Source organism: Pseudoduganella lutea, assembly GCF_004209755.1.
Classification (GTDB): domain Bacteria; phylum Pseudomonadota; class Gammaproteobacteria; order Burkholderiales; family Burkholderiaceae_D; genus Rugamonas; species Rugamonas lutea.
Map to the genome: position 1 here is coordinate 6,899,378 of NZ_CP035913.1, position 12,180 is coordinate 6,911,557.

The window sequence follows — 12,180 nt, forward strand, 5'->3', positions numbered from 1 at the left end:
GCAGCATCCAGACAGCGAAATCTGCGGTATGGCGTTAGGGCGTCATGGCTCCGTGGCGGCAGGACGTCATGGCCTGCGCTCGAGGTAAGGCCGGCATGCGGGTTCCTTGCCGGCGCCACCGTTACAGATGTGCCAACGGCACATCACGGCGCCCTTCCTGCCCAGCGGCGGGCAACGCTTGAAGGTGCCGCTCGAGCGGGCCGTGCGCTTTCCACCGGCACGGTGCTCGGAAGACGCGTTCTGTTTGCTTGCCCGCGCAGTGCCTTTGCGCTTTTCAGCTTTCGCGCGCGCCGGCGTCGCGGCAACGTCGCCCTGCGTCGCGCCGGCGGTAAGTTCTTTCGGGTCGTCGCTTTGTATCTGCCCGGGTACGGCGCCCGCGACTTCGCCCGCCGAGCCGGCGCCTCCCTTGACTGCGGAAGCGGTTGCCGCATCGTTGAGGTTCGCCTGGGAAGCCATGCCCGGGCCTGCGGGAATACCCGCGCTCGCCATCGACTGTTGAACGCTCGGCTGACTCCCTGGGAGCACTGCGGGAGTACCGGCCGGCGTCGCCGGCGTTACCGGCGTTCCCGGCGGCAGGGACGCAAGATCGCGAGCCGGCATTACCGCTTGCTCCTGCTTTGAGACGGAGGCCGTGGCCACGCGTGCGACGGCATGCAATGCCTGGGAAGCACGGAAGTCGCGCACGAACGCGGCCCCGGCCACGGCTACCAGAACGGCCACCAGTCCAATGAACAAGCAGAGAAGGCCTTGCCGCAATCGTGCGGGCGAAATGATGTGGTCGGCGGCATCCGCGGGCGCCTGTGCACCGGCGCCAGGAATGCCGGGTGCATCCGGGCTGCCGAAATTGGGGTTGGTAAAGGCACCCGAATTTGTCGCCGCGTCGCTGCCAGGCGCGGGCGGGAAAGCGGTTGCGGATGGGTCGGCAGGTGGAATATTTTCACGCATACTGAAGAGTACGACGTTTGCGGGAAAAAGGGCGCAGCTTGCACAAGCAGGCGGACGATGCCGGCACCTCGGCAAGCCACGCGGGCTCGTCTATTGCTGCGGCGTGCGCGATGGTATCGGCGTTTCCGGCGGTATCAGGCCTTCGGCCAGCAGTTCTCGCCAGAAGCCTTCCGGTATCTCGATGGACAACAGGCTGGCATTGCGCCGCAAGTGCTCCGGGCTGCTCGCGCCGGGAATGGTGGCGACCACGACCGGGTGAGCCAGCCCGAATTGCAGCGCCGCCGCGGCCAGGTCGACCTGGTGGCGCGCCGCCACCTGCCGGAGGCGGTCGCGGTGCTCGTTCTGCGCCTGGTTGGCCGGACCATAATCATAGTTCGTGCCACCGGCAAGGAAGCCTGAATTGAAGGGCCCGCCCTGCACCACTTGCGCACCGCGCTCCGCGCACAGGGGAAACAACGCCTGCAGCGGCGTGGTTTCCATCAGCGTGTAGCGCCCTGCCAGCAGGAAAATATCCGGATCGGAATCCCGGAGTGCGCGCATGCATGGCTCGATCGTGTTGACGCCCAGCCCCCACCCTTTGATCAAGCCTTCTTGGCGCATCTTCACCAGGCCTTCGAACGCGCCGCCTGGGCCGGCGGCAATCCGGTAGTAGTGATCGAACTCGCCACCGAGGGCGTCGGGCGACAGGTCGTGCACGTACACGATATCGATGCTGCCGATGGCAAGTCGCTGCAGGCTGTCCTCGACGGAGCGACGCGCGCCGTCCGCCGTGTAGTCCAGCACCCGCCGGAACGGCAGGGAAGAAACAAAGGGGCTCTGCATGTCGCCAGCCACGTCGGGAACCAGCACGCGGCCGACTTTCGTCGACAGCGTGTAGTCGGCGCGCGAGCGCCGCCGCAGCGCGTGGCCGAAGCGCAGCTCGGACAGGCCGGTGCCATAGTGCGGCGCCGTATCGAAGTAGCGGATGCCTGCCTCCCAGGCCGCATCGACAGTGGCATTGGCCGCTTCATCGCTGGTGGCGTGGTACATGTCGCCGAGCCCGGTGCCACCCAGGCCGAGGCGCGTGATCGGTCGATAACGCTGGTTCACGTTGCGTCCCTTCTTTGGTTGATGGAGTAACGGCGACACTGCCGCGCGCTCATGCTACACCGCCGCCTTGGGCGCACGATTCAAGTGGCAGCGCGCAATGGGGAGCGCAGTGCGCGACGCTGTGATGCTGTGCGCTGACACAGCGCTGGCTACCGACGCAGGCTATCCGCGCTGCTTGCGGGCGGCGCTCAGATACGATTGCAGTGCGTGCGCCCGCGCCAGGCCGAGCCGCTTGCGCATCGCCTCTTCCGGCACACCGGCGTTCAGTTCTCCCACCGCGAAGCCATTGCGCAAGGTGCGCCCACCCACATGGGTAATTGCCACGCCCGCTTCCTTCATCGCGTTGCGGGCCTGGCGGTAGACCGTGCTCTTATGCAGCGGCCCGCCCTCCCCGTCCGCCGGGAACAGCAGCTCGCCGGGAATGCCGAGCTGCTCGCGGGTGGCGAGCCAGGCCAGGATTTCGTCCACGGCCGGTCCCTGGAGGAATGTTTCGTGTGGCCAGCTGGTGGGCTGCTTGCTCGCGGGCGTCAGCGTGATGCGCAGGGTACCGTCCTCCTCCGGGCGGGCGGCCACTTCGCCAACGAGCAGCCCGATCGCTTCCGCCACGCGCAAGCCGGCGCACAGCATCACGAGTTGCATGGCACGGTCCCGCTGGCGTTTCCACGACGTCTGTTCCGGCTTGCTGGCAATGAGACGGCCGGCCTGCTCCGGCGACAGGGCCACCATTTCACGGTCGTGCGCAGGCCGGTCCGCCGCCAGCATGGCGATGGCGGCACTGGCCGGATTGGGCAGGCGCCCGAGGTGGTCGTAGCAGCGCTCGAGCAGCCGCAGGTACCGGTAGGCGATCTTGCTGTGCAACGGGCGACCCCGGGCATCGCGCGTGGCCAGGAATTCCAGCAGTTCCGCCGGCTGCAGCCTGCTCAGCGAAGAGCCGCGCTCGCGCAGCCATTTGGCGAACCGGCCGAACATGAACATGTAGACCTCCGCCGAGGCAGTGGACAACGGCGGCGCCGCGCGCTTTGCCGTTCGCGCGAAGTCGGCACTGTGCAGGAACTGCTCGAAGGAAGCGACGGGATTGCGGTCCCAGGCTGAGATGGTCATGGTGCTGTGATTTTATCACCGCCCCGCTTCGTTTCTGGCTGCGCTGTGCCTCTGTTTTGCGTGCGTTTTGCGCTGTAGACGGAAGCTTGAGTGGCCTGAGCGTTTGATGTTGGTGTGTGTATGTTACGTTCGGTTAGTTGCATTTATATGAGATGAGTGAGAACGTGACCGGATCCTTGTGATGGTTATGATAGGGATCAATTTCCCGTTAATCTCATGTGTAGCACTGGAACGTTAACGGCGATGCGGGCGGGAGGCTATTTGCCCATGATGTGATCGAGTTTGCCAGTTCGGGCGCTGTATTCGATGCACGTGCACTTCGCGAACCATCAGCGCTGTGACCCCGAGGACGGCAGCGCCAAGCAGACTGTCCTGCCCTGCCCTGACTTTGGCCATGCCTGCCTTCCTCTGCCCGCCACGGTCAGATGGCGGTCCAGTTTCAACGTCACCACCCCGTGCCATATGGCGCCACGAGCGTGCGCCATTCCGAGCCATCAAAACTCATGACCCGGTGCAGGTCGGCGATCACGAGTATGCCGTTGTGCGCGTCCATGTGACCGCACATGGGAACGATGCCGCCGTCATGCGTCACACGCTCGATTCCCCCACTCGTGAAGTGGCAGAAATCGTCATCCGACGCCAGCCAGAGTTTGTCCTGGAACCATAAAACATCGTTCCACGACACGTTCGAATTGCCCTTGCACACGGGTTTCCACCTGGATTTAGCGCCGACCCACAGGCTGCCGCCCTCACCCGAAATGTAGACATTCCCATCGCCCGCGCAGGTCACGGTGGCCAGGCGGGCCTTATCCTGGAAATGCATCCGTTTCCAGCTCGTGCCATCGAAATGCCATACGTCCCCTTCGCCACCGACGGCATACATGTCATCGTCAGAGAACGCGTCGATATCCTGAAAGCCCATCTTGGGAGACTCCCCACTCTTCGGGAGCCCCGCATCGAATGGCACCCACCGGCCCAGGTCCACGCGCTTGTACAGCCCCCGTCCGCGAACCGCGGCGTAAGTAAAGCCGTTGATACACTTGAGGCGCTCGGTAATACATGGTTTGCGCGGGGCGATCTGCTCCAGGGGGCCTTCGATCCCGCCGCCACGCGGATACACGTCGCCGCCCCAACCCCTTGCCGCTACCAGTCCACTGGGGCGCGGGAACGGCGGACGCGAAACGCCAACCCGTGGTGACGTCATTCCGTCGATTTTTATGGAGCCACAGTTCTTGCCTGCCGGCCGGTCGGTGTACAGGACGACCAGCCGCGTCGGGATATCGGCATCGGACAACATCGATGCTTCCTCGAGGGGAATGGCCTGCTTCAGGCAGAAATGCAGCGAACGGTGATCGAGAACGGCTACATCGACAATGTCGTATCCCTTGAAAATGTCCCGCCAACACTCCTCATCCAGAAATATGTCCACAAACTTCCTTGGTGTATTTTGCGCGGCTGCAGCCATTCGCGGTCATTGTCATTGATAGTGCACTGTCAATCATTGTACGGATCCACCAGCCAGCGCCATGTCGAGCCATCGAAGCTCATTACCGAGTACAGGCTCGCGATCACCAGAATTCCGTCGTGCACGTCCATGTGCCCGGAAATCGGAACGGTTTCTCCTTCGTGCATGACGCGTTCCACATTACCACCGTTCAGCTGGCAGAACTGGTAATCGGATGCCAGCCAGAGCTTGTCCTGGAACCACAGCACATCGTTCCACAGCACGCTGGAGCCACCTTTATAAATCTGCTTCCAGCTGGATTTTTCCCCTAGCCACAGGCTGCCGCCTTCACCCGAGATGTAGACATTGCCGTCACCGGCACAGGTGACGGTGGCGAGCTGGTCTTTGCTCGGGAAGCGCATCTGCTTCCATGACTGGCCATCGAAGTGCCACACGTCACCGTGGCCGCCCACCGCGTACATATCGGTTTCCGAAAAGGCGTCGATGTCGCGGAAGCCCATTTTAGTGGTGACGTTCTCGGAGCCGGGGATGCCGTTGTTGAATGGCATCCACTTGCCGACGCCAATACGTTTGTATATCGCCCTTCCAACTCCAGGAGCATAGGTAAAGCCATTGATGCACTTGAGGCGCTCCGTTCCGGGCTGGCGGTTAGGATCAATCTGCTCCATCGGACCGTCGACACCGCCACCCCGCGGATACACGTCGCCATGTCTGTTCGCTGCAGCGACTAAACCGCTAGGACGTGGGAACGGAGGTCGCGATACGCCAACCATCGGATATCCCATTCCCGTCAATTCTGTGTAGCCACAGTTGGCTCCCTCCGGTAGATCTGTATAGAGCACTATCAGACGCGTGAGAATATCCGTGTCAAACAACATCGATGCCTCGTCGCTTGATACGCTCTTCTTAGCTACTATATGCAACGACCGCTTATCCAGAATAGCGATGTCTGCAATCTGGAAACCTTCGAAAACGTCCTGCCAGCATTCCTTATCTAAAAACACACTCATCATTGATTCCTGTTTCGTCAGTGACAGCGGTTCCCCCTGCTCACTTGACCCAATCGTGCTGCAGCAGACGGGCCCGGATACCAGGATCCGCCGCCTCGCCTTTCTCCTCGCTAGACGACATCACGTCAAGCGACGCGTGGACATGCAGGCAGCTCTGGAACCGAGCGCCACGGTACGAAACCAGCATCGGAAGATTGTCCGGAACGTAGTCGCCGATAAAATCCACGTGATCTTCCAAATCGAGCCACAACCACACGTCCGAGGGGTCGGCGCGTTTGGCCAGCTCATCGAATTGCGGTCGCAGCTCGCGGCACTTTGCGCACCAGCTTTCCGCACCAATTATCACGAACAGGTTGGCGTTCGGATTCGACAAGCGGTCGGCAAGAATGCTTGCATCGTCCCAAGGGTCGAGTTGCTTCGTCATTGGGCTCCCTCATCATCAGCGTGGCGCAATATTGAAAGTCGTTGGGTTATGCCGCACGAACGCACGCTTATGCGTTCCCCATCCGAGACGCGCAAGTGACCGGCGGCAATGCTGCGTACCGCCTGCGGCGCATCCATCAGCAAAGCCAGCGCATGTTTCCTGTTACGTGGTTGGCCGGCCAGGTAGCGGCGGCCTGGTTCGAGCCAGTCGACCGGATAGCGGGCAATGGCGTCGGCGTCAGGGACCGCCAGCGATGCCTCCCCGCCGGGGCCTGTCACAACGGGCGTGCCTGCTTTGCCCTCCGGTGGCTGTTCAGGCTCCGCCAATCCTGCTACTGCGATATCGACACCCGTAATGGTCTGCCAGACCCATCCCGCGTACCGGTCGACTTCCGGATGACGCATCAGCTCTACAACGTCGGACAGCAAGCCTGGATCCCCGTGCCAGGCGAAATACGTCAGCCTGGATTCCGGTGGCAATTCGTCGAGCGCGCGTGCCGTCCCGGGAAGATCCATCAGGGCCAGGTGCCGAACCCAGCGGGCTAACCGCCGATGCGCCTTTTTGGCAAACCAGCCAGTCGCCGTTTGTGTAATTGACGACTGCGACGCGACGCAATCCCACAACACTGCCACGCCATGGCCATGGTCGACACTGCCGGCGAGTGCCAGTGCGATAGCCGCTTCGGCGCGTACGGCAAGCGCCGGATCGGCAAGCATCGGTTCGAGGATCGCAATTGCGTCGTCCGCGTGGGCGGCGACGCGGCAGGCGGCAGCACGCACGTGTTCATCTGTAGACGCGAGAAGTACGGCAAGCGGTTGCGCTATCGCGTCGTTCACCTCGGCCCCGATCACAGCGGCTGCTCGTAGAGCGGCAACCTGCTCTACATTGTCGCTTTCCGGTTTCGTCCATTGCGCGACACGTTCGCGCGCGGCTGCAGGCGGTAGCCAAGCAAATGCGCTGATGACTCCGCGCAGCAGTTCCTGTGGCCGGGCCCGAACGTTTTTCATCAGGGCTTCCACCTGCGCAGGCTCGTCACTGGAGAGCGCAACCCAGGCAGACACGAAGGCTTCGGCAGGCTTTTTCCAGCGCACCAGCGCCTCATAGCAGTGCGGCCACGCATGCGCGCCAGCGCCACCAAGGGCCTCCAGGTGGGCACGCAGCAGGTGACTGAATCTCGTCAGCGCAGCGAGGCCGGCATGCGTCGACTGGGCTGACGTATCGTGCTGCGCCCAATAGAAGGCGGCATCTTCGACATAACGACGGACTAGAGGTTCAACGAATGCGGGCAATGACTGCTTCATCACGCGGATGTGGCCATCAGTCATCGTAAGATTCGATCAACCTGCGCCAGGTCGAACCATCGAAACTTCTTACCGAATAGAGCGTTGCAATAACAAGTAATCCGTCGTGCACGTCCATGTGACCGGACATCGGCACGGTTTCCCCTTCATGGATGACCCGTTCCACCTTGCCATCGTTCAGCTGGCAAAATTGATAATCGGAAGAGAGCCAGAGTTTGTCTTGGAACCAAAGCGCATCATTCCACAATACGCTCGACGTGCCCTTGTAGACTGATCTCCAAGTAGACTTACCGCCCACCCATAGACTGCCGCCTTCACCCGAGATATAGACATTGCCGTCACCGGCGCAGGTTACCGTGGCTAGCTGTACGTTGCTTGGGAAACCCATTTGTTTCCAACTCTGGCCATCGAAGTGCCATACGTCGCCATGGCCGCCGACCGCATACATGTCAGTATCGGAAAACGCATCAATATCGAGGAAGCCCATTTTCGTAGTGACTTCTTTGATCTTGGGGATACCTTCATCAAAAGGCACCCATTTGCCTACATCGACGCGCTTGTAAAGCGCTCTACCGATGCCAGGAGCATATGTGAATCCATTTATACATTTGAGACGCTCTATCCCGGGCGAGCGGCCTGATGGATCAATTTGCTCCATTGGACCTGATACCCCTCCGCCACGGGGATAGACATCCCCACGCCGATTCCGCGAAACCGCCATGCCGCTGGGGCGCGGGAATGGATGACGAGACACCCCGACTGAAGGATATGCCATACCGTCGAGTTCTATAAATCCGCAATTAACGCCCGCTGCCCGATCTGTATATAATACCACCAAACGGGTGGGAATATCACCGTCATACATTTGCGAAGCATCATCAGATGAAATGCTCTTCTTTGCAACGAATTGCAAGGAGTTCTTATCCAAAAGAGCGACGTCGACAATTTCGTAACCATCAAACACCTGTTGCCACCGTTTCTTATCCAAAAACACACTCATTTATTGACTCCTGTAGTTAATCGGGACCGTCCTCCGAAGCAACTGGCTTAGCTTGGGCATCAAGCATTATCGGTCTAGCGCTTGTGCTACAAATAGCGTTATAGTAATTAGCCAACTGAGTCCGTATGCATTTTTGAGAACATCTCGACAGTGAGAACGCCCGCTGATGTGAACGGGTGCCAGCATCTATAGCGTCACTCATCGACATTGTGGAATTTGCATCGACGCGTCCCGCGCGGTTCAGTGCTTCGTGCTCCCGTGCAAGCGCCACGTGCGCACGTTGATGACTACCATGGTTCTGGCTGACCCCTTCCACGCAGACGGTTGGCGCCGTGCCATGGTTGTACTTGGGGCACGTGCCTTCCAAAGACTTCTCAGGTAATAGATGGTGGCCGGTCTGGCCCTCGCAGCAACCACCTTTATCGCCAGTTGCGGGCTCCGTCCTAATATTCTTGTTCGGTGGCGCTTGAGTCTCTGAAGTATAGGGAACCAGATTGCACTTTCTCGCCCTAACGCAGTCATTAAGCGTGGCCAACGTGTCCTGAGCGTCTGCAGCCAGCTTCGTTAACTCTTTTTCCTGCTCCTTTGCGCTCAGGTTATCGAAATTCGCAAAGCGTTCACGAAGCGCATTAATCTCTGGCAGCCTCGACCTTAGAATATCCAGCTTCACCAGGGTTTCTGCAGCGACTTTCCTGATCTCGTAAACGTCCGCAATCGATGTCCCCGCATCGTAGATGGACCACAGCCCCATCGCAATGTTTCCGGCAAGCGGAACGGCACTGCCGCCAAGCTGCTTCGCACCAGCTTTCAAAGCCCACTTACCGCCAGCACGCATTGCAGCATGTTTAACCATATCCTCCAACTCAGCCTTCATTGCATCAAGGACTTTCAATTCTTTCGGAATCTCGCTAACAGCATGCTTCATGTCTTCGATATACTTTTTCGCGTCCACCTTCTTACCAACCGACATCTCCAGGCCATCGCAATGTTCCTTTGTCCAGTGTTCCTTTTTACCATCTGGCCTACGCTTACTTCGCAGCAGTCTCGCCAAGCTGCTCTTGCTCTTGATTTCCTTCTTGCTCTCCGAATGCTCCGACTCAGGGGCGCAAGCACGTTTTATCGCAGCTTCTTCCTTCTTACACGGGAACGAAGAAAAAAAACTACGCGAAATATACGGAAACAGCGGCGTATTCCCAGGCTGCGACCCATGATTGTGACTTACAAGGTCATCATTGCGCGGCACGCCAAAGCCCTCGAAGACCACGTCGAACGACCACTGCGTGAAATAGGCTTTGCCGGTAATGACCCCGGTTGCAACGCCCTTCCTGAATGCCCGGGTTGCCGGCTCATTGCCAGTACTGGTTGAAAAATACGACTGGTCCTCGATGGCGACCTCCTTACCGCAGACGAACACGGTGCTGGTACCGTTCGTGATGCTGTCCGCAAAGCAGGTGTTCGGGTACGGGATGACGATCGGACCGGCGGGCGGGCCCGGAGGGCTCCAGCATGGATCGGGAAAGGCTTGCGGAGAAACCCCGTCCGAGCCCGCCGCCTTGCATGCGATTTCCTGGTCATTGGCATACACATGAGTCTGCATTAATGCTCCTCTCAGTCAAATGGCCTGCTGCTCGCGCAGGCGGACCACCATGGCCGTACGCCCGCCATCATCGCCGGCGAAATGCAGCAGCGCAGATTTCCCGGGGCTAAAGAACGGATGGGCCATCAGCGAAGCGAGCCATGCAAGTGTCAGCACGGGACTGGCAGCGCCCGTCTCCCCAACGTTACGTGCCACCATCAGATGGGGGAACGCTTCCTTCTTGTGTTCCATGCAGCGCGCCAGCGCCATGCTCACTTCTTTGGCATACCAGCTCTCCCCCGTCATGCCGCTGGCGTGGAAGTCGAGCGACGCGAGCTGGCAATGGGCCGCTTCCGTGGCGTTACGGATCGCCTGCGTCAGCGCCGTGGCCCGCAGGGGCAGGTCCGAATCGAGTCGCCATGCTTCCTGTGTGACGGCGACTGACTCGATCCACAACGCCGGTGTCGGCTGCGCGGAGCTGGCGCGTTCGAGCAGGATGGCTGCGGCACCTTCTGCAGGGATGAAGCCGTCGGGATTGTTTGTGGTCGCGATGCGTTCCTGTTCCAGGAAGCTCTCGATGGCCCCGGCATCGAGCAGCGAATCGACCGCCACCAGCAGTACCTGCTCCGGACCGTCCGCGCCGGCGAGAAGCGAGGCTGCCTGGACCAGTGCCTTGCCCACGCCGCCCTTACCATCGGCCCGGTAACCGGAGTGCACGTGAAACTCGCCTCCCTCTTCCCGCAGTTCGGCCAGCAACTCACCGACGATGGCGGCCACGCGTTCGCTGTCCATGCCGGGCCGCTCCGCTTCCGCGCCCAGCACCAGAAGCGCCACCTTGCCCGTATCCATCCCCGGCTGACTGGTTATGATCTCGGCGATGGCGGCCCGCAGCATGAGGCCGAGGCGCTCGGCGCCCCAGGCGTCGACGCGATACAGGGCGGCGCCAACGATCCGCGAACCGCCCTCCATGAAATCTGTTTCCCTGAAATGATTGACGCGCGCATTGATGGCGGCGCTGGCCGCGGCCGCGTTGTGGCCCACTGCGCAGCACATCGCCCGTGCCGCAATGCGCAGCGGTGCCCAGCTGGCAACCTGCGGGGCCGTGCTGTCGTCCTTGGTGGAACGTAAACCCCAGATCATGCGCTCACCTCGTCGAGCTCGCCCTGGTCGCCGCCGCAGCCCGCACAGCCCGCGCCCTGCCCCAGTGTCTTCGCCTTCCACCAGCTGGCGCTGACGGGGCCGATGGCGACCGTGTCGAATTCCTGCTGCCGGCGCTTGATCGGTGTGCTGATCCGCCAGACGACGGAGAAGCGGTTTTCGTCGGGCTCGAAATACAGGGTGTCCGGCACGGCCTCCAGTACCTCGTTCGTGTAATCCGTGCGCAGGATCCGCACCGTTTGCCGCTTGATGGGCGGCAGGGAGAAGCGAACGTCGGGGCGGCCGGGCATCATGTTGCGCAGAATGACCGGCTCGCCGCCTTGCGGGTAATCCATCTGCTGGTCTTCCGGCGCGCACTGGTGGTAACGCTCGTCGAAATCCTCGGGCAGCAATGGGAACACGTCGCGCCGCCAGGTGTCATCGTAGGTGCCCGCATGGGCCTTGCGCGGCATCCAGTGCCGGCCAATGGCGGAAAAGGCGGCGGGGGCGTGCTTGCCCAGGGCGTTGCGGATCGGGTCGTCGAGTGCTTCCAGCCGCGGCGCCGGCGCGTCCCGCAGTTGCTTGCGCGTCGCGGGCCCCGCCCAGCCAATACCAGCCGGGTTTTCCAGGTAACTTTCGTACAGCTTCTCGCCATCGCCATCCTCGTGCGTGCGGGTGCCGCCAAAGGCGAATCCGTGGTGCAGCGGGAGCGTTGTGAAGGGTTCGGGCTTGCTCATTGTCAGGATGCCGATGTGACTGCGCCACACACGGGGGCCCAGCACGCGCAGCCCCTTGCGCACGGCACCCACCTGCCAGGCCACGACGATCTCGGGCACCGGCTCGCCATCGGGCGCGTGGGCGCTGGCGTTGAACAGGATGTCGCAGCGGGGCTTGAACCGGGCGAAGTCGGCGCCGTACAGCATCGCGCTCTGGCCCGGATCTCCCGCGTAAATATCGGACTGGACCAGCGGCTGCGGTATCTGGGGACGGGGCCGCTGACCGCTTGCGGGGATCGACCACGTGGCCTTGGCCACGACGACGAGGTGCTCCCGGCCGGCGGCATCGAGCGCGACAGCGGTATCCGCGGCCAGGTACTTGGAATCGATGACAACGTTCATGTTGGCGTTCAGAA

The 12,180-nt window shown here is 61.3% G+C and carries 11 protein-coding genes; all 11 read right to left on the bottom strand.

Annotation, left to right across the window (positions count from 1 at the left end):
- Positions 1 to 66: 66 nt before the first annotated feature.
- Positions 67 to 945 (bottom strand): hypothetical protein, encoded by an 879-nt coding sequence (locus EWM63_RS29150; RefSeq protein WP_130189638.1) that lies wholly within the window; start codon positions 943 to 945, stop codon positions 67 to 69.
- Between the two features lie 90 nt (positions 946 to 1,035).
- Positions 1,036 to 2,034, bottom strand: coding sequence for an aldo/keto reductase (locus EWM63_RS29155; protein ID WP_130189639.1), 999 nt, complete (start codon positions 2,032 to 2,034; stop codon positions 1,036 to 1,038).
- A gap of 162 nt (positions 2,035 to 2,196) precedes the next feature.
- Positions 2,197 to 3,135, bottom strand: coding sequence for a tyrosine-type recombinase/integrase (locus EWM63_RS29160; RefSeq protein ID WP_130189640.1), 939 nt, complete (start codon positions 3,133 to 3,135; stop codon positions 2,197 to 2,199).
- 445 nt (positions 3,136 to 3,580) lie between these two features.
- Complete coding sequence (locus EWM63_RS29165; RefSeq protein WP_130189641.1) at positions 3,581 to 4,600, bottom strand: beta propeller repeat protein; 1,020 nt, start codon at positions 4,598 to 4,600, stop codon at positions 3,581 to 3,583.
- A gap of 29 nt (positions 4,601 to 4,629) precedes the next feature.
- Positions 4,630 to 5,613 (bottom strand): beta propeller repeat protein, encoded by a 984-nt coding sequence (locus EWM63_RS29170; protein WP_130189642.1) that lies wholly within the window; start codon positions 5,611 to 5,613, stop codon positions 4,630 to 4,632.
- Between the two features lie 37 nt (positions 5,614 to 5,650).
- On the bottom strand, positions 5,651 to 6,034 hold the full coding sequence (locus EWM63_RS29175) for a YbbN family protein (RefSeq protein WP_130189643.1): 384 nt from the start codon (positions 6,032 to 6,034) through the stop codon (positions 5,651 to 5,653).
- Positions 6,031 to 7,359, bottom strand: a complete 1,329-nt coding sequence (locus EWM63_RS29180) for a hypothetical protein (protein ID WP_130189644.1) — start codon at positions 7,357 to 7,359, stop codon at positions 6,031 to 6,033. The genes EWM63_RS29175 and EWM63_RS29180 overlap by 4 nt, the downstream gene beginning before the upstream one ends.
- On the bottom strand, positions 7,352 to 8,335 hold the full coding sequence (locus tag EWM63_RS29185; RefSeq protein WP_130189645.1) for a beta propeller repeat protein: 984 nt from the start codon (positions 8,333 to 8,335) through the stop codon (positions 7,352 to 7,354). The genes EWM63_RS29180 and EWM63_RS29185 overlap by 8 nt, the downstream gene beginning before the upstream one ends.
- 16 nt (positions 8,336 to 8,351) lie before the next feature.
- Positions 8,352 to 9,932 carry a PAAR-like domain-containing protein gene (locus tag EWM63_RS29190; RefSeq protein ID WP_130189646.1) on the bottom strand — a complete coding sequence of 527 codons (1,581 nt, stop codon included), beginning with the start codon at positions 9,930 to 9,932 and terminating at the stop codon, positions 8,352 to 8,354.
- Positions 9,933 to 9,947: 15 nt separating this feature from the next.
- Positions 9,948 to 11,051 carry a hypothetical protein gene (locus tag EWM63_RS29195; protein WP_130189647.1) on the bottom strand — a complete coding sequence of 368 codons (1,104 nt, stop codon included), beginning with the start codon at positions 11,049 to 11,051 and terminating at the stop codon, positions 9,948 to 9,950.
- A complete protein-coding gene (locus EWM63_RS29200) occupies positions 11,048 to 12,166 on the bottom strand; it encodes a DUF2169 family type VI secretion system accessory protein (protein WP_130189648.1) in 1,119 nt (372 codons plus the stop codon). Before EWM63_RS29200 ends, EWM63_RS29195 begins: the two co-directional genes overlap by 4 nt.
- Positions 12,167 to 12,180 lie beyond the last annotated feature (14 nt).

Excerpts from the sequence above, each read along its gene's own strand:
- EWM63_RS29150 (WP_130189638.1), bottom strand. The coding sequence starts at position 945 with ATGCGTGAAAATATTCCACCTGCCGACCCATCCGCAACCGCTTTCCCG.
- EWM63_RS29160 (WP_130189640.1), bottom strand. The coding sequence starts at position 3,135 with ATGACCATCTCAGCCTGGGACCGCAATCCCGTCGCTTCCTTCGAGCAG.
- EWM63_RS29165 (WP_130189641.1), bottom strand. The coding sequence starts at position 4,600 with ATGGCTGCAGCCGCGCAAAATACACCAAGGAAGTTTGTGGACATATTT.
- EWM63_RS29170 (WP_130189642.1), bottom strand. The coding sequence starts at position 5,613 with ATGATGAGTGTGTTTTTAGATAAGGAATGCTGGCAGGACGTTTTCGAA.
- EWM63_RS29175 (WP_130189643.1), bottom strand. The coding sequence starts at position 6,034 with ATGACGAAGCAACTCGACCCTTGGGACGATGCAAGCATTCTTGCCGAC.
- EWM63_RS29180 (WP_130189644.1), bottom strand. The coding sequence starts at position 7,359 with ATGACTGATGGCCACATCCGCGTGATGAAGCAGTCATTGCCCGCATTC.
- EWM63_RS29185 (WP_130189645.1), bottom strand. The coding sequence starts at position 8,335 with ATGAGTGTGTTTTTGGATAAGAAACGGTGGCAACAGGTGTTTGATGGT.
- EWM63_RS29190 (WP_130189646.1), bottom strand. The coding sequence starts at position 9,932 with ATGCAGACTCATGTGTATGCCAATGACCAGGAAATCGCATGCAAGGCG.
- EWM63_RS29195 (WP_130189647.1), bottom strand. The coding sequence starts at position 11,051 with ATGATCTGGGGTTTACGTTCCACCAAGGACGACAGCACGGCCCCGCAG.
- EWM63_RS29200 (WP_130189648.1), bottom strand. The coding sequence starts at position 12,166 with ATGAACGTTGTCATCGATTCCAAGTACCTGGCCGCGGATACCGCTGTC.